General features: G+C 35.3%; 26 protein-coding genes, 1 tRNA gene and 1 other annotated feature. All 27 genes read left to right on the forward strand.

The annotated features are described in order from the left end of the window. Window positions 1-1,059, forward strand: a complete 1,059-nt coding sequence (locus J2Z60_RS00355) for an aspartate-semialdehyde dehydrogenase (RefSeq protein ID WP_209685220.1) — start codon at window positions 1-3, stop codon at window positions 1,057-1,059. Window positions 1,060-1,233: 174 nt separating this feature from the next. Beyond that, window positions 1,234-1,307, forward strand: a tRNA-Arg gene (locus tag J2Z60_RS00360). A gap of 127 nt (window positions 1,308-1,434) precedes the next feature. Next, on the forward strand, window positions 1,435-1,644 hold the full coding sequence (locus J2Z60_RS00365) for a hypothetical protein (protein ID WP_209685223.1): 210 nt from the start codon (window positions 1,435-1,437) through the stop codon (window positions 1,642-1,644). 36 nt (window positions 1,645-1,680) lie between these two features. Further along, window positions 1,681-2,703: an alpha-hydroxy-acid oxidizing protein gene (locus tag J2Z60_RS00370; protein ID WP_209685225.1), complete on the forward strand. Its 1,023-nt coding sequence runs from the start codon at window positions 1,681-1,683 to the stop codon at window positions 2,701-2,703. Between the two features lie 108 nt (window positions 2,704-2,811). After that, entirely contained in the window at window positions 2,812-4,140 is a 1,329-nt protein-coding gene (locus J2Z60_RS00375; RefSeq protein ID WP_209685227.1) for a DUF2325 domain-containing protein, read from the forward strand. Window positions 4,141-4,223: 83 nt separating this feature from the next. Then, window positions 4,224-5,063, forward strand: a complete 840-nt coding sequence (locus tag J2Z60_RS00380) for a YitT family protein (RefSeq protein ID WP_209685229.1) — start codon at window positions 4,224-4,226, stop codon at window positions 5,061-5,063. A 70-nt stretch (window positions 5,064-5,133) separates the two neighbouring features. Continuing rightward, window positions 5,134-5,213 (forward strand) — a sequence feature (ribosomal protein L21 leader region). Window positions 5,214-5,227: 14 nt separating this feature from the next. Further along, entirely contained in the window at window positions 5,228-5,539 is a 312-nt protein-coding gene (gene rplU, locus J2Z60_RS00385) for a 50S ribosomal protein L21 (protein WP_209685231.1), read from the forward strand. A 17-nt stretch (window positions 5,540-5,556) separates the two neighbouring features. Then, the gene (rpmA, locus tag J2Z60_RS00390) at window positions 5,557-5,856 is read left to right on the forward strand and encodes a 50S ribosomal protein L27 (protein WP_209685234.1); all 300 of its coding nucleotides are present in this window, start codon (window positions 5,557-5,559) and stop codon (window positions 5,854-5,856) included. Window positions 5,857-5,919: 63 nt separating this feature from the next. Next, window positions 5,920-7,029: an aminopeptidase P family protein gene (locus J2Z60_RS00395; RefSeq protein WP_209685236.1), complete on the forward strand. Its 1,110-nt coding sequence runs from the start codon at window positions 5,920-5,922 to the stop codon at window positions 7,027-7,029. 84 nt (window positions 7,030-7,113) lie between these two features. Continuing rightward, a complete protein-coding gene (gene efp / locus J2Z60_RS00400) occupies window positions 7,114-7,683 on the forward strand; it encodes an elongation factor P (protein ID WP_209685238.1) in 570 nt (189 codons plus the stop codon). Between the two features lie 17 nt (window positions 7,684-7,700). After that, window positions 7,701-8,138: an Asp23/Gls24 family envelope stress response protein gene (locus tag J2Z60_RS00405; RefSeq protein ID WP_209685240.1), complete on the forward strand. Its 438-nt coding sequence runs from the start codon at window positions 7,701-7,703 to the stop codon at window positions 8,136-8,138. Continuing rightward, complete coding sequence (gene nusB, locus J2Z60_RS00410) at window positions 8,138-8,539, forward strand: transcription antitermination factor NusB (protein ID WP_209685242.1); 402 nt, start codon at window positions 8,138-8,140, stop codon at window positions 8,537-8,539. Before J2Z60_RS00405 ends, nusB begins: the two co-directional genes overlap by 1 nt. Window positions 8,540-8,588: 49 nt before the next feature. Continuing rightward, window positions 8,589-9,437, forward strand: a complete 849-nt coding sequence (locus J2Z60_RS00415; RefSeq protein ID WP_209685244.1) for a bifunctional 5,10-methylenetetrahydrofolate dehydrogenase/5,10-methenyltetrahydrofolate cyclohydrolase — start codon at window positions 8,589-8,591, stop codon at window positions 9,435-9,437. Beyond that, a complete protein-coding gene (gene xseA, locus J2Z60_RS00420) occupies window positions 9,427-10,794 on the forward strand; it encodes an exodeoxyribonuclease VII large subunit (RefSeq protein WP_209685247.1) in 1,368 nt (455 codons plus the stop codon). Before J2Z60_RS00415 ends, xseA begins: the two co-directional genes overlap by 11 nt. After that, window positions 10,778-11,020 carry an exodeoxyribonuclease VII small subunit gene (locus J2Z60_RS00425; protein ID WP_209685249.1) on the forward strand — a complete coding sequence of 81 codons (243 nt, stop codon included), beginning with the start codon at window positions 10,778-10,780 and terminating at the stop codon, window positions 11,018-11,020. Before xseA ends, J2Z60_RS00425 begins: the two co-directional genes overlap by 17 nt. Then, window positions 11,020-11,886: a polyprenyl synthetase family protein gene (locus J2Z60_RS00430; RefSeq protein WP_209685252.1), complete on the forward strand. Its 867-nt coding sequence runs from the start codon at window positions 11,020-11,022 to the stop codon at window positions 11,884-11,886. The genes J2Z60_RS00425 and J2Z60_RS00430 overlap by 1 nt, the downstream gene beginning before the upstream one ends. Further along, window positions 11,886-12,701 (forward strand): TlyA family RNA methyltransferase, encoded by an 816-nt coding sequence (locus J2Z60_RS00435; protein WP_209685254.1) that lies wholly within the window; start codon window positions 11,886-11,888, stop codon window positions 12,699-12,701. Before J2Z60_RS00430 ends, J2Z60_RS00435 begins: the two co-directional genes overlap by 1 nt. A gap of 10 nt (window positions 12,702-12,711) precedes the next feature. After that, the gene (gene recN / locus J2Z60_RS00440) at window positions 12,712-14,388 is read left to right on the forward strand and encodes a DNA repair protein RecN (protein WP_209685256.1); all 1,677 of its coding nucleotides are present in this window, start codon (window positions 12,712-12,714) and stop codon (window positions 14,386-14,388) included. 10 nt (window positions 14,389-14,398) lie between these two features. Next, a complete protein-coding gene (locus J2Z60_RS00445) occupies window positions 14,399-14,848 on the forward strand; it encodes an ASCH domain-containing protein (protein ID WP_209685827.1) in 450 nt (149 codons plus the stop codon). Window positions 14,849-14,968: 120 nt separating this feature from the next. Further along, window positions 14,969-15,583: a guanylate kinase gene (gene gmk, locus J2Z60_RS00450; protein ID WP_209685259.1), complete on the forward strand. Its 615-nt coding sequence runs from the start codon at window positions 14,969-14,971 to the stop codon at window positions 15,581-15,583. A 3-nt stretch (window positions 15,584-15,586) separates the two neighbouring features. After that, window positions 15,587-15,805 (forward strand): DNA-directed RNA polymerase subunit omega, encoded by a 219-nt coding sequence (rpoZ, locus tag J2Z60_RS00455; RefSeq protein WP_209685261.1) that lies wholly within the window; start codon window positions 15,587-15,589, stop codon window positions 15,803-15,805. 61 nt (window positions 15,806-15,866) lie between these two features. Next, complete coding sequence (gene priA / locus J2Z60_RS00460; RefSeq protein ID WP_209685263.1) at window positions 15,867-18,260, forward strand: primosomal protein N'; 2,394 nt, start codon at window positions 15,867-15,869, stop codon at window positions 18,258-18,260. Window positions 18,261-18,277: 17 nt separating this feature from the next. Next, window positions 18,278-19,222 (forward strand): methionyl-tRNA formyltransferase, encoded by a 945-nt coding sequence (gene fmt / locus J2Z60_RS00465; protein WP_209685829.1) that lies wholly within the window; start codon window positions 18,278-18,280, stop codon window positions 19,220-19,222. Beyond that, window positions 19,215-20,534, forward strand: a complete 1,320-nt coding sequence (rsmB, locus tag J2Z60_RS00470; protein ID WP_209685266.1) for a 16S rRNA (cytosine(967)-C(5))-methyltransferase RsmB — start codon at window positions 19,215-19,217, stop codon at window positions 20,532-20,534. The genes fmt and rsmB overlap by 8 nt, the downstream gene beginning before the upstream one ends. A 2-nt stretch (window positions 20,535-20,536) precedes the next feature. Then, a complete protein-coding gene (locus J2Z60_RS00475; protein WP_209685268.1) occupies window positions 20,537-21,289 on the forward strand; it encodes a Stp1/IreP family PP2C-type Ser/Thr phosphatase in 753 nt (250 codons plus the stop codon). Then, window positions 21,289-23,277 (forward strand): Stk1 family PASTA domain-containing Ser/Thr kinase, encoded by a 1,989-nt coding sequence (gene pknB / locus J2Z60_RS00480; protein WP_342590236.1) that lies wholly within the window; start codon window positions 21,289-21,291, stop codon window positions 23,275-23,277. Before J2Z60_RS00475 ends, pknB begins: the two co-directional genes overlap by 1 nt. After that, complete coding sequence (gene rsgA, locus J2Z60_RS00485) at window positions 23,277-24,167, forward strand: ribosome small subunit-dependent GTPase A (RefSeq protein WP_209685271.1); 891 nt, start codon at window positions 23,277-23,279, stop codon at window positions 24,165-24,167. The genes pknB and rsgA overlap by 1 nt, the downstream gene beginning before the upstream one ends. Window positions 24,168-24,173 lie beyond the last annotated feature (6 nt).

Below are 24,173 nucleotides of genomic sequence, written 5' to 3' on the forward strand. Positions count from 1 at the left end.
ATGACTAGAGAATATAATGTTGCAATCTTAGGTGCTACTGGTGCAGTTGGACGCAGAATGATTGAACAATTGGAGCAATCTAGTATTCCTGTTAAAAGTGTAAAATTACTTGCTTCTGCTCGTTCAGCTGGTAAAAAGTTAAAATTTAAGGATCAAGAGCTAATAGTAGAAGAAACTACCCCAGAATCATTTGAAGGGATAGACCTAGTATTATCTTCAGCTGGTGGTAGTGTATCTAAGAAGTTTTTACCAGAAGCAGTTAAACGTGGTGCAGTCTGTGTTGATAATACTAGTGCTTTTAGGATGGATGAAGATGTACCATTGGTTGTTCCGGAAGTTAATAGCGAGCAATTAAAGCATCACCATGGCATTATTGCTAATCCAAATTGTTCAACTATTCAAATGATGATGGCGCTTGAACCAGTAAGAAAGAAGTTTGGTTTAAAGCAGATTATTGTTTCAACCTATCAAGCAGCTTCTGGTGCAGGACAAGCAGCAATTGAAGAATTAAAAAAAGAAGCGCAAGCTTACTTAGATGGTAAAGATATGCAAGCAGATGCTAAAATCTTGCCTACTAAAGGAGATAAAAAACATTATCCTTTAGCATTTAATTTACTTCCTCAAATTGATGTCTTAGAAGATAATGGCTATTCTCATGAGGAATGGAAGATGATCCATGAAACTAAGAAAATTATGTTAAATGATATGAATTCACAAGACATTAAAGTAACGACCACTTGTGTAAGAGTACCAGTTCCAATTTCTCATGGTGAAAGTATCTATTTCACAGTTGAAGATGAGAATGCGACAACTGATGAAATTAGAAAGGCAATTGCTAACTTCTCCGGTAACGTAGTAGAAGATGATATTAAAAATCAAATCTATCCGCAACCAATTAATGCCGAAGGAAAGCGCGAAACTTTTATCGGTAGGATTCGTCCTGATTATGAAAATAAAGGTGCTTTTAATATGTGGGTAGTTTCTGATAACTTACTTAAGGGAGCTGCTTGGAATACAGTTGAAATTGCTGAATACTTAGTAAAGATGGATTTAATTTAGTAGGTAAGAATCTTTTAGTTTTAACAAACTAGAAGATTTTTTAAATTAATGCTTGAGATTAACAGAAAAAAACTATATACTATTAGATGTTGTGAGAAATAACATAATTCTTTTAAGAAAAAAGTTATTGACAACTCCCTAGCAAATATGTATACTAGTATTTGTTCTGTTGATGGTTTGGTAGCTCAGCTGGATAGAGCAACGGTCTTCTAAACCGTGGGTCGTGAGTTCGAATCTCACCCGAATCACTTATGTTACGACATCCGTTAATTGGGTGTCGTTTTTTGTTGACTAAAATTACGAATTGTTTATTTCTTACTTTTCATAAGTTGTGGTATATTCTTTTATACTGATAAGTATAGAAGTGAGGTTTTTATGTCAAAAAAGCAATATCCAGAATTAGTAGAACTATTTTATAAATTTAATCAATCATCCAAAATTAATTTAGATAAAGAACTTATTTTTAATTCTTTAAAGAAAAAAGGCTTTTTAGATGATAACGGTAATCCAATATTGAATGCCGACACGTTAAATTTAATTAAGACAATTAAATCTTATGAAGTTAAAGGACAAGAATATAAATAAATTTGAGTTACAATAATTTAACGAAGGTGAAATATTATGACTGAAAAGATAGATAGCGCAACTGGTGCTTCACAAAAGGAATTAGCAGAATTAAGACAAGAAAATACAGAAAACACTCCCAGCCCATGGCCAGGACCTAAGGGAATGATTCCTGTAACTAGTGGTCAGGCTGACGATGCAAATGTTCATAATCGAGCATACTTGGATAATATATTAGTTGAAATGCGTGTGATTGACAGTATTGAGCCTGATATGACGACGGAAATATTTGGTAGAAAATATTCTTCACCATTGACGCTAGCTGCTGTTTCTCACTTAAATAAGGTTTTAGATGATAAATCACGCAAGCCTATGCAAGAGAAGGCTGCAGCTGCTAAGAACCTGAATGTTCTTAACTGGATTGGTATGGAAACTAATGAAGAATACAAAGAAATTGTTGCCGCAGGTGGTGATACAGTTCGAATTATTAAGCCGTTTGCAGATCATAATAAAATTCTAGAAGAGATTAAGGTGGCCGAGCAGAAGAATGCCGTTGCTGTCGGAATAGATATTGACCATGTACCTGGTGTAAATGGGAGGTATGATATTGTTGACGGTATCCAACTTGGAGCAATTACTCAAGATGATTTGAGAACATATGCTGCAAGTACAGACTTACCATTTATTGCTAAGGGAGTTTTATCAGTTAGGGATGCTTTAAAGGCTCGCAATGCAGGTTGTCAAGCAATTGTTGTTTCGCATCATCATGGGCGCATTCCGTTTGGCGTGCCACCTTTGATGGTTTTACCGCAAATTATTAAAGCTCTAGTTGGCAGCAATATGACAATTTTTGTTGATGGATCATTAATGAGTGGTTTTGATGCTTATAAAGCTTTAGCTATGGGAGCTGATGCCGTTTTGATCGGCCGTGGAATTTTACCCGAATTACTTGATGATGGCGCAGCTGGTGTTGAAGATAAGATTAGGGTTATGAATGCTCAACTTTCTGAAATGATGATGTACACTGGCGTAAAAAATATGAATAGCTTTGATTCAAGCGTATTACATATCAATAATTAAGGTATATTTGAGGAACAGGTGTTTTTAATTAGACATCTGTTTTTTCTTTATAAAAGTAAGTAGTATAATTTTTTCTTGTAAGAAATAATAATAGAAAGAAGGTATCGAATGTACGATTATCGTAATAATTTAAAAATAATACTTAGTAAAACAAGTGGTGATGATAAAAGCCTTCAAAATAGCTTAACTGCTATTAAGGCGATTATTGGTATGTCCAATGATGATACAAATGTTCCAACTTCTAAATCTTCCAATAATCAAAAAAACGACGAGCTAGTTCGTACTATGTTGCAAGGAGTTGCTCGTCTATTAGAACATCCTGGTGATGAAGATGCTAAGCAAGCTAGCAGCAGTGCCTTGCATAAATTGACTTTTGTACCAGGAGTAAGTAAAAAATATGGCAAAGCTTTAGGCAGGCTTGACCGTGCAATACAAGCTTCAACTGAAACAAAAGCTGCTGCTGAAAATAGAATTTTTGAAGAGGCAATGAAAAAGCCGATTAGACAAATCAAACGAGATTATCGTACTGGCAAGCGCTATACAGTTATTCGTACACTTACTGGGGCTGAATTAACAACAGATAATGGAGATGTAGCCTTTGAAGTTAAAGAATCTCAAATCCATTCATTGAACTTAAAGACAGGGGATATTGTAGAGGCAATTGAAGATAAAACGTCATCGCCCTATGAAGCAGAGGTATTAAGGATTGTTGGCTTTAGGAATTTGCGTAAACGTGATTACGATCCAATTGATGACTTTAAGTACGGGGTTGTTCAAGGTAGTCAAGGGAATCTAAGTGTTTCAAGAAATATTAAAGGTGAAAGACTAAAGATTAGAGGAAAAACAGTTATTGTACCAGTTGATTCAAGCTATTATCAGGATGGCAATGTTCACTTAGAGGATGGTTCAATTGTTGACTTAGCTTGGTATAGTGAAGATGTACGTCTTAAGCGCGATCCAGCAAGTGCTGTTCATGTTCGCTGGATATATGAAACACAACAGCCCAAGCGAATTAGTAAAGGAAATAAGAAAAAAGACACTAAAGAAAAAAATCCAAACCAGCAATTAGATAAGCTTGATCTTAACTTACACTATCAGCGAGTCGGTATTGCCATTGGAAATAACCAAAATGAAGCTATTTTAGAAGGAATTGTTAATCGCTATAATGGAATTCCAATTGCAATTAATGCATTTGAAGGTAAAAAGAAAGTTATCGAAAATCAATTAAAAGATCTTGACATTGTAATTTTAGTGACTGCTTTTGCTGCGCATGACAGCACTTGGAATATTCGAGAATTTGCTAGTAAATACGGTATCAAGTTTGCGGTAAGTTCAAGTAAAGGATATCAGGCTTTTGAACGGGCACTTTATCGGGCAGCTAATGGATTACCTGCTTATGAAGGTACACAAAGTATCGAATATAAAACTTTAAAATAACATAAATAATATGCATAAATGTTGATGATAAGTTCCTTATATAGATAAAATAATAATATAGTTATTTTAGAAAGGACGCTTACATGAATAAAAATCTTAAAAAACGTTCCTGGATGAAATGGATAATCTTTTTAATTGGTTTAGAGATTATTGCTATTTCAATTAACTTTTTCTACGGTCCAATTAATATTGCGGCTGGTGGCTCAACTGGTATTTCTATATTAGTTGATGCTGTTTGGGGAGTTAATCGTTCTTTAATTGTGCTGATTGTCAATATCTTTATGCTAATTTTGTCTTGGTTTTTCCTTGGTAAAAAAATAACTCAAAATATTGCTATAGGAAGCCTTCTTTTGCCACTTTTAATGCAGATTACTCCTAGCTTTAAGTTGACTAATAATTATCTATTAGCTGTGATTTTTGGTGGTGCATTAATGGGACTGGGGGTTACCCTGCTATATCGTATAAATGCATCAAGTGGTGGAACTACTGTTATACCGATGATATTGAAGAAATATTTTTATATTGATTCATCAATTGGTCTATTAGGAATTGATATGATTATTATCTTTCTTAATGTGTTTGTTGCTGGTTGGGAAGCATTCTTATTGGCTGCCTTATCACAAGTTGTTACTTCAATTACTATGAATTATACCGAAGCTGGATTTGATAGGAAGTATCAGATCCGTGTGATGAGCAATAATCACTTTAGAGAATTAAAGAAGATATTAATGGAAGATACACAAGGACTTACTTTATATAACGTCGAGGGTGGCTATAGTCAAGATGAAAAACAACAGATTTTAGTTGTAGTTGACAGACGTGATTATGGACCATTGATTTCCAAGATTCATGAAATCGATCCAGATGCATTTATTATTACAGATACTGTCGTAAGAGTTCATGGCGGACAGTGGGAAATATAATTTTTTAATAAAAATTATTGCGAAAAAATGTTCTAGGTAGTACACTATAAGAGTTGTATTTGTGGAAACCTCACATCTGCAACCGCACGTTTTGAGGTAACAAGTAAGTTAACGTTAACTTCACCTTAAACGGCGAGTCTAAGTATTATTTCGGAGGTGTACAAATGTACGCAATTATTAAGACCGGTGGTAAGCAATACAAGGTTGCTAAGGGTGACAGCGTTTTTGTAGAAAAAATTGAAGTTGAACCTGGTCAAGAAGTAACCTTTGATGAAGTTATCCTTGTAAATGACGGCAAGTCAACTAAGATTGGTACTCCTGTAGTTGAAGGTGCTAAAGTTGTTGCTAAAGTTGAAAAGCAAGGCAAGGAAAAGAAAGTTGTAACTTTCAAGTACAAGCCTAAGAAGCACTCACATACTAAGTATGGTCACCGTCAACCTTACACTAAGGTAACTATCGAAAGCATTGAAGCTTAATTGAGAGGTGAAAACAAATGATGATTAATAATCTTGAAGCACTTAAATTATTGGCTCACCACAAGGGTGGTGGTTCAACTGCTAATGGTCGTAACTCAGCTGGTCGTCGTTTAGGCGCTAAGCGTGCTGACGGTCAAGCAGTTCACGCAGGTTCAATTATCTACCGTCAACGTGGTACTAAGATCCACCCAGGTAAGAATGTTGGTCGCGGTGGCGATGACACTTTATTTGCTTTAGTTGAAGGTGTAGTTAAGTTTGAACGTTTGGGTAGAAACAAGAAGCAAGTTTCTGTTTACCCAGTTGAAGAAGCAAAATAATTACTCTTTTGCAAGACTGGACGCTCGTTGAGAACGTTCGGTCTTTTTTTGAAGGTACAACATATGACAGCACAGCAAGAACTTTTAACGTTACTCAATAATCGTATCACTAGAACCACAAATTTAATTAAAAAAGAAAATGCAGACGCTATAATAGTTTTTAGTCAGCCTAACTACCGCTTTTTGACTAATTTTACTGGTGAAGAAGCAGAGCTAATTTTAACAGCTGAGGGTGAAAGAATTTTACTTTCAGATTCGCGATTTAAAGATCAAATTAAGCACCAAGCTCCCGGTGAATTAAAAGTAATTATGCAAACAATGGATAGAACTCAAGAAATCGCTAAGCAATTAAAAGCATTAGGTTTGAAGAATGTTTTAGTTGAGGGAGAATTTATCAGTGCAACTCAATTTGAATCTTTAAAAGCAACCTGTCCAGATATTAATTTTACCCTGAGTGCTGAATTAATAGAAAAGGTTCGGACAGTTAAAGATAGTTTAGAATTAGCTGCTTTACAAAAAGCAATTGATATTTCAATGACGAGTTTTAGGGATCTATTACCATTGATTAAGCCTGGAGTTAGTGAACGTAAGCTTGGTGCTAAGCTGGATTACTTTTTTAAAGTTAATGGTGGCGATGGACCGTCATTTGATACTATAATTGCATCTGGTTATCGTTCAAGTTGGGCTCATGGCGTAGCCAGTGATAAAAAGATTAAAAAAGGTGAGCTAGTCGTAATTGATTTTGGTAGTTTTTATAATGGATATACAGCTGACATTACTAGAACAGTAGCTGTTGGCCAAGTCGAGCCAGAACTTGAGAAAATATACCAAATTGTCCTTGAAGCTCAACGTCGTGGTATTGAAGCTGCAATTGCTGGTAATACTGGTGGCGATATTGATAAGGCAGGACGTAATTATATTAAAGAACAAGGTTATGGCGAATATTTTGGCCATGGTATTGGTCATGGCATTGGATTAGAAGTGCACGAGTTGTGTACGCCAGCAATGCCTTATTCAAAAGAAGTGTTAAAGAATAACATGGCAATAACGGTTGAACCAGGGATATATTTACCTGATCGCGGTGGTGTTAGAATAGAAGATGATATTCTAATTAACGATAGTAATCCAATTACTATGTCGAACTTGCCCAAAGATGAGCTAATGATTTTGTAAAATTTAGTAATTTCTCTTGTACTTGTTGCGTAACTTGTTGCAAAATTGGTAAGATGTTTATATGTAGAAATGAGGTAATTTATTATGACAATGATTTCCGTTAATGAGTTCAAAAACGGACTTACAATTCAATATAACAATGACTTGTGGCGTATCGTAGAATTCCAGCACGTTAAGCCAGGTAAGGGTAGTGCCTTTGTTCGTTCAAAACTCAAGAGTTTAAGAACTGGTGCCGTTCAAGAATATACTTTCCGTTCAACCGCCAAAGTTGATACTGCTGATATTCAAACTAAGCAGATGCAATATCTTTATAATGATGGTACCAGCTTTGTTTTCATGGATACTAATACTTATGAACAACTTGAAATTCCAGAAGCACAAGTTGAAGAAGAATCTAAATTCTTAAAAGAAAACATGATTGTTAACGTAATTACTCATGAAGGTGAAACTTTAGGTGTTGAATTACCTAATACAGTTGATTTAACTGTAGCTCAAACTGAGCCAAATATTAAAGGTGATACTTCTTCCGGTGGTGGTAAGCCAGCTACTATGGAAACTGGCTTAGTTGTTAATGTACCATTCTTCATTAATGAAGGAGATGTATTAACTATTAACACTGCTGATGGTACTTACGTTTCACGTGCAAATAAGTAATTTAATCGAGGTTTATTATGGCTGATAATTCAACTATTCTTTTATCAAGCAATGAAAATGGCGACGAAACTCGTGTTGACTTGAGTGTTCTGGAAGTCATCTTAGGAATTGCTGCCAGAAAAGTCGATGGTGTCAGCGAAATGCGTGGCTCATTAAAAGCTGGTATTGACTTGCTTTTTGGTCGTACTAATCACGGTAAAGGTGTTTCTTTAAAAGTAGATGAAGATAAGCTAACCGCTGATGTTTATGTTTATTTAGATTATGGCGTAAATGTTCCGCAAGTAGCAATGAAGCTTCAAAAGAAACTTACTTTGCAACTAGAGCAAATGACTAACCTAAAGCTAGAAAACATTAATATCCATGTTGTTGGATTAATTTCTGAAGAAGATAAGAGTTCTGCTCAAGCTGATACTGAACTCTTTGCAGCAAATACAGAGGGTGAGGCACAAGACTAATGACCCAGCATGATATGAGAAGAATTGCTTTGCAGACCTTATACCTTGCTAATCAAAGTCAGGACCCAGATGTAGAGGAAATTTGCATACAAGCACAGAAGGCTTTAGATATAAAAAAATATCCTGAATTTTCAAAAAGTTTAGTTGAGGGTGTTTTAAAACATAAGGCAGATTTAGATAATCAATTAAGTAAATTTATCAAGGAAGGCTGGAGAATTGATCGCTTGAATCAAATTGATCGTGCAATTCTCGAATTGAGCCTTTACGAAATTCAAAATAGCAGTGTTATTGAACCTGTTTCTGCCGTAAATGAAGCATTGAACTTGTGTGATGAATTCTCTTCACCTAAATCTAAGGCTTTTGTCAATGGTATTTTGGGTAATTTCATTAAAAAGAATTAATTTTTAAAGGTCGGCAATTTGCCGACCTTTTTTACGAGGTGAATAATTAATGGCAATAATTTTAAACGGGAAAAAGCTAGCAGCTAAGATTAAAGAGAATATTAAAAAAGATGTTGAAAGTCTAAAATCTCAAGGTATCTTCCCAACAATTTGTGTAATTGAAGTGGGAGATGACCCAGCAAGCAAAATTTATTTACGCTTAAAAAGAAAATTAGCCAAAGAGGTTGGTATTAATGAGCGGGCACTTCATTTTCCAAAAGAAATTACTCAAGAAAGTCTTTTAAATGAATTAAAAAAATTGAATAAGGATCCTAAAGTTAATGGAATCATGGTACAATTACCTGTTCCAGAACATATTGATGAAACAAAAATCTTTGATACTATTGATCCTATTAAAGATGTAGATGGTTTTCATCCATTTAACCAAGGTAAACTCTGGCAAGGCAAAGATAATATTGTTCCAGCAACTGTTCGTGCTATTATGACATTAATTGATGAATACAATATCAATGTTGAAGGCAAAAATACTTTAATAATTGGACGTAGCACAATAGTAGGTAAACCGGCAGCAGCAGAATTGCTTAATAGAAATGCAACCGTAACAATGGCTCATTCAAAGACTACGAATTTAAGTGAGCTAACTAAAGCAGCTGACATCATTGTTTCTGACGTTGGACGTCCTCATTTAGTTACCGGCAATATGGTTAAAGATGGGGTAGTAATAATTGATGTTGGAATGAATAGAGAAAACGGTCATTTAATGGGTGATGTCGAGTATAATGAAATTGTACCTAAAGCCAGCGCTATTACTCCTGTTCCAGGAGGAGTAGGACCATTGACAGTAGCTAGTCTAATGAAGCAAGTTGTTATATTGACGAGGATGCAAAATGACAGATAGTCAAGTATATTTATCGGTAAGTGATCTGAATTTTTATATATCACAAAAATTCAAAAACGATCCTTACTTGCACAAGGTTTTCTTGCAAGGGGAATTGTCTAATTTTAGAAATAGGATCCATTCGCACCAGTATTTTTCTCTAAAGGATGAAAAGTCTAAAATCAATGTGGTAATGTTTAGGCAGTACTTTGATAAGCTGAAATTTAAGCCCGAAGAAGGTATGAAAGTTTATGTATCTGGCTATGTTAGCACTTATGAAAAACAAGGAGCATACCAGTTTTACGCTGAAACTATGGAGCCAGCTGGGTTAGGCGCATTATATGAACAACTACGACAACTTCAAGAAAAACTTAGTAAGGAAGGCTTATTTGATATTAATCATAAAAAGCCAATTCCTAAATTCCCTGATAAAATTGCTGTTGTAACTAGTGCTTCTGGAGCAGTTATCCACGATATTATGGTTACTGCCAATCGTCGCTTTCCCCATGCTGAAATTGATCTTTTCCCCTCAAAAGTTCAGGGTAGCGATGCAGCAGGCACGATAGTTGATTCTTTAAAGCAGATACAAGCCGCAGGTAATAAGTATGATGTGGTGATTATTGGTCGTGGTGGAGGATCTTTAGAAGATTTATGGCCATTTAACGAAGAGATTGTAGTGCGTCAGATATATGATATGGCAATACCGGTTATTTCTTCAGTAGGTCATGAAACAGATACTACTTTAGCAGATTTAGTAGCAGATCAAAGAGTAGCTACTCCAACTGCTGCTGCTGAAGTGGCAACGCCCAACTTAGCTGATGTATTGACGCAAATAAATCAGCTGCGAGCTCATCTTTATGCTGGCATGCAAGCAATTATTACACAAAAACGTAAGCAAGTTGAATATCTGAATAATAGTTCTATTTTTAAAGAGCCAACTAGGCTTTATGACCAATATGCTCAAGATGTAGATATCTTAAAGCAACGCTTACTACAGGCTCAGCGTAATCTCTTTAAAGAAAAAATTAGCCAATATCAGTTATTGCATCAACGTTTAAAATCTGTTAATCCTGATAAAAGCTTAAAAGAAAACAAGCAGCAGTTAAAATATTTAACTACTAACTTGCAAAGAGCTATGGCTATTTACCTTCAAAACAGGCGTCATCAATTGGCTAGTCAAATTCAAAAATTAGATGATAATAGCCCATTAAAGGCAATAAGTAGAGGATATGTTTATACCTCTAATGAAGCAGGCACAACAATTACACAAGTAAGCCAATTAAGAATAGGTGAAGTAATTAATTTAAGGTTTAAAGATGGCATTGCTCAGGCACAAGTAACAGAAATTAGGAGAAATAAAGATGGCAAAAAAGAATAATTTTGAAGAAGAATTAAATCAACTGCAAGAAATAGTTACTAAATTAGAAAATGGTAATGTAGCACTTGAAGATGCTCTATCAGAGTTCCAAACAGGAATAAAATTAAGTCATGATTTGGAAAGCAAATTAACTCAAGCTGAGCAAACTGTTGCTAAACTTATCAATCGTGATGGCAGTGAACAAGAGCTCGATCCTACTGATTCTGCAGCTCCAGAGGAAAAATAATGAACTTTAAAGAATTTCAAAAAAAATACACACCGCAAATTAATAGCTTTTTAGAAGAACATCTAATTAATGAAATAGTTGATCCCAAGCTTAGCAAGATAATGTCATATTCAGTTATGGCAGGTGGAAAAAGGTTACGACCGCTTTTATTTTTAGCTACTTTACATACCTTAGCTAAGCCTATTACAGCAGAAGAAATCAGAATTGCATGTGGAATTGAGCTGATACATACATATTCATTGATCCATGATGACTTGCCGGCAATGGACAATGATGATTATCGTAGGGGGCGTTTAACCTCACATAAAAAATGGGGTGAAGCAGAGGCAATCTTAGCGGGAGATGCTTTACTGCCAATGGGGATACAGTGGATCGCTCAAGGTGGTAAAATGTCTGAATTAGTTGAAATAATTACTCGTGCTGTTGGTCCGAACGGAATGGTTGGTGGTCAATATCTTGATATTGATTCAACTAACAATGATTCGGTTAAAGATGATGCTCATTTTATTAATAAGATGGAATGGCTTAAGACAGGATGCTTAATTAAAGCAAGCGTTGAGATGGCCGCAATTTATGGGCAAGCTACTGATAACGAAAGGCAAGCATTAGCTGACTTTAGCTATTATTTTGGCCGATCATACCAGATTTATGATGACTTGGTGGATGTAATCGAAACAACTGAAGAAGCTGGTAAAGCGACTCATAAGGATGAAGCCGTAGGCAAAAATAATACTTATACTCTTTTAGGCTTAGAAGCTAGTCGTGATAAATTGCGTAAGATGATTGCAGATGGTAAGGATTCTTTAGCTGATTTTGAAGAGAAAACATTAACTGAATTCTTTAATATTTATGAAAAGGTGCTCTAATGGTAAAGAAGAAACGTGCAGATATTTTATTATTTGAACAGGGACTCTTTCATTCACGTACTGCTGCTCAGCGTGCAATCATGGCTGGTTTAGTTAGTGACCACAATCATCAAAGAATTGACAAAAGTGGCGAAAAGTTCTCAGAAGATGAAGTCTTTTATATTAAAGAAGATGGCAAAAAATATGTATCTCGTGGTGGTTTCAAATTAGAGAAGGCACTTAGAGTTTTTAATATTGATCTTAAGGATCGTATTTGCTTAGACATTGGAGCTTCAACTGGTGGCTTTACTGATGTAGCTTTACAAAATGGAGCAAAATTAGTCTACGCGCTGGATGTTGGATATAATCAATTAGCTTGGAAGCTGCGTGATGATCCTAGGGTAATTGTTATGGAAAAACAAAACTTTCGTTATAGTAAACCAGTTGACTTTACTGATGGATTGCCTAGCTTTGCTATGACTGATGTATCGTTCATATCTTTAGATTTAATTATGCCGCCGATGTATGAAATCTTGCAGGATCAATGTGATGCTGTCTGCTTAATAAAGCCACAATTTGAAGCTGGTCCGGAGAATGTTGGCAAGCATGGAATTGTACACGATCATAATGTACATCAGGCTGTGGTAGAACATACTATCCAAGAAGCCACAGATATTGGCTTTAATGTATTGGGAGTAGACTACTCACCAATCAAGGGTGGCAAGGGTAATATCGAATTTTTGATTCATTTAGGCAAAAATTTAAAAGATCCTGGTCAAATTTTATGGTCAGGCAGTGTTGAAGAAGTAGTGCAAAGAGCAGTTGATGGACTATAGAGGGTGAAAAATGCTAATCGAACTTGATATTCAAAATTTCGCTATTATCAAGTCATTGAAAGTGCGCTTTCAAGAAAAAATGACTGCCTTAATCGGTGAAACAGGTGCTGGTAAATCAATTATAATTGATGCAGTGTCGCTGCTTTTGGGCAGTCGTGCTCAAAGCGAAATGATTAGAACCGGAGAAAAGAAAGCAATCATTACCGGCTTATTTGGAATTAATAAAAAAAATAATAGTATCAAAGACTTATGTCAAGAATATGGTTTACCGTATGATGACAACCAGATTGTAATTAGTCGTGAAATTTCAATTAAGGGTCGTAATGTAGTAAGAATTAATGGTCAATTAACAACGATTAATGTTCTTAAATCAATCGGCAAGAGTCTAGTTGATATTCATGGTCAAAACGATAACCAGATCTTAATGGACCAAGATAGACAGATTGATTTAGTAGATGATTATGCAGGAGCTGAGTTTAAAGAAAGGCTTGCAGATTATCAAAGTAATTTTTATCAGTGGAGAAAACTCTCTAAAAGACTACGACAAATTAGAGAAGATGCACAGCAACTAGCGCAAAAGCAAGATATTCTTGAATTTCAAAATAAAGAATTAGAGGAAGCTAAGTTAGAAGATACTGAAGAAGACATAAAGTTAGAGGACGAATTTAATGAACTAAGCAATTATCAAAAGATAGCTGATACTGCGAATTACTTTATGCAGCTTTATGATGATGAAGAGCATGGCTTAGCAACTCTTTTAGGGGATGCACAGTCAGCTGCTGATGATTTAGGAGATTATGGTAAAAAGTTTCAAAATTTCGCTCAAAGCTTTACCGATGGGGTCTATTCATTAAATGATGCGCGTAGTGAGTTAGGTGATTTAATGGATTCGATGGATTTTGATGAAGAGCGCTACCAATATGTAGTTAATCGCATCAGCCTGCTCAATACACTTAAGAAAAAATATGGTCCAACTTTAGAAGATGTTTTTAAATTCTATGCTAAAGTTCAACAAGAGCTTAAGCAATTTTCTACTGGTGGTCTTGATGAAGAAAAGCTGAAAGAAGAAGTAAAGACTCTAGAAGAAAAAATGACTAAGCAAGTTCAATATTTAAATCATGAGCGCATTAAATTAGCCCATAACTTAGAAGCAAAGATTAAACATGAATTGACTGATCTTTATATGGACAAGGCTCGCTTTGGTATTGATATTGCGCAGACTGAAACCTTTACCAAATTAGGCACAGATTATATAACTTTTATGATTGCACCTAATCCAGGCGAAGCTCTTAGACCATTAGTAAAAATCGCCTCTGGTGGTGAGCAGTCACGTTTAGTATTAGCTTTGAAAACAATTTTTAGTCGGGTAGAGCCGGCAGGGACAATGATTTTTGATGAAATTGATACCGGTGTATCTGGTAGAGTATCTGCCGCGATTGGCAAAAAAATGAAGTCAATTGGTGAACATAAACAGGTAATTACTATTACCCACTCTCCTCAGGTTGCGGCTGCAGCTGATAATCGTTATTCAGTGACTAAAAATGTTGAAAATGGGGCGACCTATACTAATGTAGTTGCTCTTGATTACAATGGTGCCATTGTAGCGATTGCTAAGATGATGGCCGGACAAAATGTAACTGCTGCAGCTAAACAAAACGCAATTGACTTGATGAGAAGCTTTGAATAATGGTAAAGAGTTGAATAGTATGATAGAAGAATATTGGCGCACCTTTTGCAAAAAACATGGAATTGATGTTCACACGCCATATAGTGCATGGTCTTTTGGGTCAAATGACGAAGAAGCAGATCAACTAGCAGACCTAGTTAATCGAAAAATAAAGACAGCTACAACATCGGCTTATGAATTATATGATAAGGATGAATCGGTAGCTCAAGTGGGAGAATATAATATAATTTTGAATAGTAGTGATACTCCTGTTTGTGTTATTCAAACTAAAGTTGTAGAAATTATACCCTATAATTTAATTTCAGCTGAGCACGCTTATCATGAAGGCGAAGGTGATAGAAGTTATAGTTATTGGCGTAAAGTCCATGATGAGTTTTTTACAGCTGCGTATCAACAAGAGGAGAAGCAATTTTATCCGCAGGCTCCAATGGTTTGTGAATTATTTGAAAAAATTGAATAAAAATTGTTTCACAAATTGTTAGCAGGAGCAATTTTTTATATAATAGGCTATGAACTTATTGCACAAACTTGATTTTTAAAGTAGTATTATCTTGTTACATATTATTGTTTAGGAGATAAAATGACACGTCAAGGATTATTATTAGTTCTTTCTGGACCTTCCGGAGTTGGTAAGGGTACCGTTAAAAGTGCTATGGTAAAGCAGAAGATTTTTTCATTTGAATATTCGGTTTCAATGACTACTCGTAAGCCTCGTCCGGGAGAAGTAGATGGTAAAGATTATTACTTTGTAAGTGAAGATCGTTTTCAAGAAGCGATTGCTAACAATGAGTTATTGGAATATAACTCTTATGTAGGTAATCATTATGGGACTCCACTTGCTCCGGTTAAGCAAATGCTTAAGGAGGGGAAGGACGTTTTACTTGAAATTGATGTCAATGGTGCCCGTCAGGTTCGTAAGCTAATGCCAGATGGTGTCTTTATTTTCTTAACCCCACCCGATTTACACGAGCTTAAGCATCGAATCGTAACACGTGGTACTGACTCTGATCAAGTAATTGCGATGCGAATGAAGCAAGCACGTAAGGAAATTTTAATGATGCAAGATTACGATTATGCAGTTGTTAACGACACTATAGCTAATGCTGTTGACCATATTAAGTCAATTGTAGAAGCAGAGCATGTTCGTGTTCCTAGAGTTATTGATGACTATCGTAATATGGTTGAGGAGGACTAATTTATGAAGATTACTTATCCATCAATTGATAAATTATTAGCACATATTGATTCACGTTATTCACTATCAGTACTTGCTGCTAAGAGAGCTCATGAAATTCAAGCTGGTGCTCCAGGAGCTTTAGAACATTATAAGTCTGATAAAGCAGTTGGTAAGGCACTTGAAGAAATCGCTGCTGGCAAGGTTACAATTGATCCAGAACATCACGCAAGTCTTGATTAATAATAATTATTATCTACCTTCATTGCCTTGGGGCAATGGAGGTTTTTTGTTAGGTGATTAAATGATTGCACAAGTTATCGTTGATGTAGCTAGTAAACAAACTGATCGGATTTTTGAATATAATATACCTAGTCAACTGGATGATGTTGCAATTGGCTCACGTGTGGTTGTGCCATTTGGAAGACGTAAAGTTCAAGGCTTTGTTGTGGGATTGAGTAAGACTACTAGTTTTCAAGGTAAGTTAAAAGACTTATTATTAGTAGTTGATGAAATGCCACCATTAACACCAGAATTGGTAAAATTATCTGAAAAAATGGCACAAGATATTTTTTCTTACCGGATTACGATTTTACAGAGTATGTTACCGCAAGTCATGCGAGCTAATTATCGTAAGATTTTAGCTCCAATTGATGATGAAGCTAAGCAAATGCCTTATTTTCAAGGAGAACCAATTGATTTGAATAAGGTAACTGATTTAAAGGAAATAGTTTTTATCAAAAAGTTATTGCGGCAAAATAAGGCAAAAGTTGAATATATTGTTGAAAATAAAGCCCATAAAAAAACAGAAGCAGTCTTTTATTTAGCCAAGGAAAAAAATGAATTTATTGAAATTTACGAGAATTTGCGTAAATCAGCAAAAAAGCAACAAATTCTACTGCTTGACATTCTGAATGATTATAATGCTTATCCTAAGCGTGGTAAACAGTTGCAAGAAGAATTAAATATTTCCTCAGCTGTGTTAAAAAATGCGATTGAAAAAGGTTGGTTATTAAAAAAAGAAATTGAAGTTTACCGTAATCCACTTCAACATTTAAAAAGTGACTTTCACAAAAAAATCACTCTTAATCACGACCAGCAATCTGCCTTTGACGAAATTAAATCAGCTATCAATCAAAATAAGAGTAAAACTTTTTTATTAGAAGGTATAACTGGCAGTGGAAAAACTGAAGTATATCTACATGCTATTCAAGAGACACTGAATAGTAACCGAACAGCCTTAATGTTAGTGCCTGAAATATCCTTGACTCCACAAATGGTGCGCCAAGTTAAGGAAAGATTTGGCTCTAGTGTTGCAGTACTTCACAGTGCATTGTCAGCTGGTGAAAAGTATGATGAGTGGCGACGTATTCGACGCAAAGAAGCTCAAGTGGTTGTTGGTGCTCGAAGTGCAATCTTTGCGCCATTAGACAATATCGGGTTGATTGTTATTGATGAAGAACATGAATCTTCCTATAAGCAAGAAGATAATCCACGTTACCATGCGCGTGATGTGGCAATTTTACGTAGTAAGTTTCACAATTGCCCGCTAGTACTAGGGAGTGCTACGCCATCTTTAGCAAGCAGAGCCAGGGCACAAAAAGGGCTATATGAACTTTTGAAATTAAATGAACGAGCAAATAAAAAATCTTTGCCAGAAGTTAATTTAATTGATTTAAAGCATGTTGAATTTGCTGGGGGACAGTTTGATTTATCAGTAGAGTTAGTTGAGGCGATTAAGGCAAAAATTGCTAAAAAAGAACAAGTTATTTTACTGTTAAATCGGCGCGGATTTGCTAGCTTTATGTTGTGTAGAGATTGTGGTTTTGTTTTAAAATGTCCGAATTGTGATATATCATTAACTTTTCACAAAGATACTCAGCAAATGCAATGTCATTATTGTGGTCATACAGAAAGTATTCCTAGAGTTTGCCCTCGTTGTAATAGTCGCAAGATCCGTTTTTTAGGAACTGGAACGCAGAAAGTACAAGAAGAAATAACCGAATTAGTACCACAAGCTAAGATTCTGCGGATGGATGTAGATACTACTAGAAAAAAAGGCAGCTATAAGCGAATTTTAGATAGCTTTGGTCGTGGGGATGCCAACATTCTTTTAGGCACTCAAATGATAGCAAAGGGGTTAGACTTCCCTAATGTTACTCTAGTAGGAGTTATTAATGCCGATACATCATTGCAAATTCCTGCTTACAATGCATCAGAGAAGACGTTTGACTTATTGACACAAGTAGCAGGGCGAGCAGGACGAGCTGACAAGACTGGGCAAGTGTTAATACAGACTTATAATCCTGAACACTATGCGATTAAATTATCACAAAGTCAAGATTATGAAGCCTTTTATCGACACGAAATGCAAGTACGCTATCAAGGCAATTACCCACCGTTTTTCTTTACTACATTAGTTTCGATTGCTTCCAAAAATGAACAAGCTGCAGCTAAGGAGGCCTTTTTGATAAAAAGAAAACTAATGACCAAGCTACATCAACCTACAATTATATTAGGACCAACACCTAGTAGTATTACTAAAATTAAGAATCAATATTATTATCAAATCCTGGTAAAATATAAGAAAGAGCCCCATTTAAATCAAATTTTGCATGAAATTCAAGATGATGCTCAATTAGCAAAAAAGCGGGGCTTAAATGTTTATATTGATAATGAACCAGAGAAAATAATTTAATGAAAGAAGTTGAAATAATGCCATCAGTTATATTTTTAGGAACTCCAAAATTTGGGAGCGTTGTTTTGCAAGGACTAATAGATGCCAAGTATGACATTAGAGCTGTTGTTACTCAACCAGATAAAAAGGTTGGTCGAAAGCAGGTTTTACATGAGTCTTCTGTTAAGCAAACCGCTAAAGCTAATAACTTGCCAGTGTACCAACCAGCTAAGTTATCAGGATCCGAGGAAATGGCTGAATTAATTAAGATTAATCCTGATTTTATTATTACTGCGGCTTATGGTCAATTCTTGCCAACTAAATTTTTGAATGCTGCTAAAATTGCACCAGTCAATGTTCATGGCTCATTATTACCAAAGTATCGCGGTGGCGCTCCAATTCAATATTCACTTATCAATGGTGACGCTGAAACGGGTGTTACGATTATGCAAATGGTCAAAAAAATGGATGCAGGTGATATATATGCTCAAAAGTCTATCAAGATTGAACCAGAAGACAATAGTGGTACCCTATTTGAAAAATTAAGTATTATTGGTAGGGATCTCTTACTTGATACTTTACCCAAGTTTATTGATAATACTATTACTCAAGTTCCTCAAGATGAAGAAAAAGTCGTCTTTTCACCAAATATATCTAAAGACCAAGAGCAAATTAAGACGACTATGACTGCTAGTCAGGCTAATAATTTGATTCGCGGTCTTAATCCAGATCCAGGTGCTTATTTGCTTTTTGATAATAAGCGTCTTAAGGTTTGGCAAGCTGAGGTTAGTCCAGATAAAACTGATTTACCTGCGGGTAGCTTAGTTTCTAATAAAAAGAGATTTGCACTTGCTTTTGCTGGCGGAAGTGTATTGGATTTACTTGAAGTACAGCCCAATGGTAAGAAAAGAATGAATATTAAAGATTTCGCTAATGGTCAGGGAAGTCGTTTTAAAATTGGAGAAAAAATTATTAATGACTAATGCGCGTTCAGTAGCCTTAGAGATATTAATGAAGGTCTTTAAGCAGAAATCTTATTCTAATATTGCTTTAAATAATGCCTTACAAAAAGGTGATTTGAGCGAAATTGATAAGAATTTAGTTACTAATATAGTTTATGGGACTATTCAATATAAAATATTTTTAGAATATCAGTTAAAGCCATTGATCAAAGGAAAATTAAAGGACAGATTTATTGAGCCCTTGCTATTAATGTCGGCTTACCAGTATTTTTTCTTGGATAAGATACCAACAAATGCAATATTTGATGAAGCTAATAAATTGGCTAAGCAATATGGCAGAAGAAATTCTGGTGCCTACCGAATGGTTAATGGAATTTTACGTTCATTAGATCGTCAAGGAAAAATTTTACCAGATAAAAATAATATAGTTGCTTATTTAAGTGTCAAAGAATCATTTCCTGAATGGCTGGTAGAATATTTAATTAACAATTTTGGCGAAGCTAAAGCCCAAAGTATTCTTTCTGCATCTAATCAACCTGCTTCTAATAGTGTTAGGATAGCAGTTGCACCAGAATTTTATCGTGAAATAGAAGATGAAATCATTCAAGAAGGCTATCAGTATGAAACTTCTAAGTTAACTAATCATAACTTATTATTAAATCATGGAGGCATTGCCCATACTGATCTTTTCAAGCAGGGGAAGATTACAATTCAAGATAGTGCATCCTCTTTAGCTGTTGATGCTTTTGATTTTACTGGTCAAGAAGAAGTATTAGACGCTTGCAGTGCTCCTGGAGGTAAGACAGTTCAAATTGCCGAAAACTTAACTACTGGTAGTGTAGTGGCACTTGATATTCATGAAAATAAATTGAAATTAGTTAAAAAAGCTGCTAAGCGCTTAGGAGTAAGTGACAAAATAAAAACTAAAGCACTTGATGCAAGAAAAGCACAAGAATACTTTAATAAAGAAAAATTTGATAAAATTTTGGTAGATGCACCTTGTTCTGGATTAGGTTTAATAAAAAGAAAACCTGAGATTAGGTATGAGAAGTCATTAGCTGATATTAGAAATTTAAGTAAAATTCAACTTGATATTTTGGATCAAGTATCTGACTTACTAAAGTCAGGTGGAGAGCTAGTATATTCAACTTGTACTATTTCTAAGGAAGAAGATGAAGGCGTTGTTAATACCTTCTTATCTCGTCATCCTAACTTTTCTTTAGTTCCAATACAGGTGGGTAATTTACCTAGAAAAGACCAGGTGCGGATTTTTCCAGATGAATATAATAGCGATGGATTTTTTATTGCTAAATTAAAAAAAGAGGTTAAATAATTTTGATTAAAACAGCATACGCTTCAAGTATTGGTCGCGTTCGTGAAACGAATCAAGATTTTGTAAAAGTATTTAAAAATCAAAGTGATATTGTAATGGGAATAGTTTGTGATGGTATGGGCGGTCATCAAGGTGGAGATGTGGCTTCAACTATGGCTGTCAGCCACTTAGGTCATAATTTTTCTAAGACAGACTTTACCGATCCGAAGTTAGCTGAAAAGTGGCTAACGGTGCAATTAAAATTAGAAAATGAGGTAATCTTAGAAACTGCTGATCGCTTTGCAGATTTAAACGGAATGGGGACAACAGTTGTTTTAGCCTTAGCTTTTGAAGAAAAAGTTTTAATCGCACATTTGGGTGATTCACGTGCGTATCTATATGGTAGTAATGACTTTAAGCAAATCACACAAGATCATTCTTTAGTTAATGAATTAGTAAAAATGGGTGAAATTACTGAACAGCAAGCGCGCAATCATCCTCAAAAAAATATAATTACTGAGACTTTAGGGGTATCAAGCACAGTCAATCCTGAATTTGATAATCTTGAAGTTCATGCTGGTGATATATTTTTATTATGTACAGATGGGCTAACTAATTCTTTGACTGATCCTCAAATTCAACAGATCCTAGCGACTAAGAATTTAACTCTTAAAGAACGTTGTAATAAGCTTATTAATGAAGCTAATCGCCTTGGAGGTGGTGACAATATCACTGTCTGTTTATTAGCCTATGTAGAAAAGGAGGCTGACAAATAGTGATAGATAAAGGCTATCTGCTAGGGGGACGTTATAAAATCATTTCGGTTTTAGGCGAAGGTGGGATGGCTAATGTTTATTTGGCAGAAGATATAATTTTGCAGCGTAAAGTAGCTGTTAAGGTTTTGCGATTAGATTTACAAAAAGATCCGCAAACAATTCAGCGCTTCCAAAGAGAAGCCCAGTCAACTAGTGACTTATCTCATCCAAATATTGTATCTATCCTTGATGTAGGCAGTGAGCATAATCGCCATTATCTGGTGATGGAGTATGTAGATGGTCCCGATTTAGAAGAATATATTCAAAAAAACAAGCCGATTCCTTTTGAAAAGGTAATCAGCATTATGGACCAAATTTTAAGTGCGATGAATTTAGCTCATAGACATAACGTCATTCACCGTGATCTAAAACCACAAAATATTTTGATGGATAAAAAAGGCAATATAAAAATTGTAGACTTTGGTATTGCGGTTGCACTTAATCAAAGTACAATGACCCAGACTAATACAGCAATGGGGTCGGTTCACTATATGTCACCTGAACAGGCTCGTGGTAGCATGGCTACTAAACAATCTGACATTTATTCATTAGGGATCGTCCTATATGAGCTATTAATGGGGAAGGTTCCATTCACTGGTGAAAATGCTGTAGCAGTGGCTTTGAAGCATTTTCAAGAAAAAACGCCATCTTTAAAAGCACAAAATCCTAAAATTCCACAAGCCCTTGAAAATGTAGTTTTAAAAGCTACTGCTAAGAGTCCACATGATCGCTATAACTCTGTTTTAGAAATGAAACAAGATCTAGATACAAGCTTAGACCCTGACAGAAGAGGAGAATTACCGTTTAATCCTGAGCATGATCCTGAGCAAGATGAAACGATAATTTTGCCAGCTTTAAATGGTTCTGTTCATGACAAGGCTTCAGATAATAATGAGGATAACTCTAAAGATAAAGTAAACACTACCTCTGCTCTTAAGCCAAGCTTGTGGGATAACATTAAGAAACATAAATGGTGGTGGATCATTGCAATGGCAGCCTTTTTAGGGATAATGATTACCCTAATTGTGGCTTTAGACCATAAAGACGATGTCAATGTGCCTGATGTCTCTAATATGACTCCAACTCAAGCTAGGCAAGAGCTTGCTTCTTCAGGTCTAAAAGCAGGAACCATTACAAAAAAATATTCCAATTCGATAAAAAAGGGTCGAGTGGTCAGGTCTGTACCTAGTTCCGGATCTACCTTAAAATCTGGAAGAATAGTTGATCTAATCGTTTCTAAAGGACAACATTACGTTTTAGTTCCTGATGTGACCGGAATAACTTATCAATCTGCTCAAAAACGCTTAAAAAAATTGGGCTTTAAAGTTCAAAAAGATGAAGATTACTCCTTCGTTACTGCTAACGGTAATGTTATCTCTCAAGATATTGATCCAGGTCAAAAGATGAATCCATCTAAGACAACGATTAAATTAATCGTTTCTAAAGGAATGCCACCAAATCGTGTTGCGACAATAAAACTAAGAGATTTAATTGGTTATTCATTAAAAGGTGCGCAAGATTACGCACGGGACAATAATCTTAACTTAAATATTAATCAAGAGTATTCTGATAAACAAAAAGATACTGTTATTAAGCAATCGCCACAGGCAGGCACTGAACTTCATGGCGGTGAAACTTTAAGCTTAACTATTTCTAAAGGCAAAGAAGAGTCTGACGATAGTGATGACCATGATAGTAGTAGCAAAGATATTACAGTAACTAAGTCATTTACTATCCCGTATCAACAAGATGATAGCAATAATAAAAAAGGCAATCATGTACAAATTTATGTTTCTGATGCAAGTCACTCTTTGGATAATATTTATCGTGACTTATATATTTCAAAAGATGAAAGCTTTTCAATTCCATTTAATTTAAGTAAGGGTGCAGGTCATATTAAAATTGTGCGTGATGGTAAGACGCTATTAGATGAGGATATAGATAAATAATGAAAAAAGTAACAGGTACAATTGTCGGAGCAATTTCTGGTTATTATGATGTAGAAACCGAACAAGGAATTGTACGTACACGTGCTCGAGGAGTTTTTAGAGATCGTAAGCAAAAGCCACTAGTTGGTGATAGGGTAGTAATCCAGTTAGATAATAAAGGTATGAATTATTTAATTGAAATTTTACCCCATTCAAATGAAATTGGTCGCCCAGCAGTGGCTAATGTTGCTGAGGTATTATTAGTAATATCCAGCGTCGAACCGGATTTTTCAACGGAATTATTAGACAGGTATTTGACATTCTTTGCTTGGAAGGACGTCAAGGTGTGCATATACCTTTCTAAAACAGATATCGCACCTAAGGATAAATTAGAAGAGATAATTCAAAGCCTATCCTATTATTCAAAGATAGGATATAGTGTTTTTACTAGTGCTAAAGACTTAGAAGATAAGCTGCCTGACTTAATTAAAGAAAAAACTATCTGGACCTTAGCTGGTCAATCGGGTGCCGGTAAGTCAACTTTATTGAATAAACTTGAAAAAACAGCTAATCAAGCGACAGGTAAGATTTCGACAGCATTAAATCGTGGTAAGCATACTACTAGAAAAGTTCAACTTTTTAAATATGGCAGTGGTTTTATTGCTGATACACCAGGATTTTCTGCTATAGATTTGTATAAAATCAAGCTCAACGATTTAGCTAATTGCTTTTATGAATTCTCTAAAGCAAGTAGTGGTTGTAAGTTTAGAAGTTGTCAGCATATTCATGAACCCAAGTGTAATGTTAGGCAATTACTTGAATCTGGCGAGATAAGTTCAAGCAGATATGATGATTATTTAAAGATTAGGCAAGAGATTTCGGATAATCGCATGCCCGAGTATTTAAAGTGAGGTTTT

It is taken from the genome of Lactobacillus colini (genome assembly GCF_017874575.1).
Lineage (GTDB): Bacteria > Bacillota > Bacilli > Lactobacillales > Lactobacillaceae > Lactobacillus > Lactobacillus colini.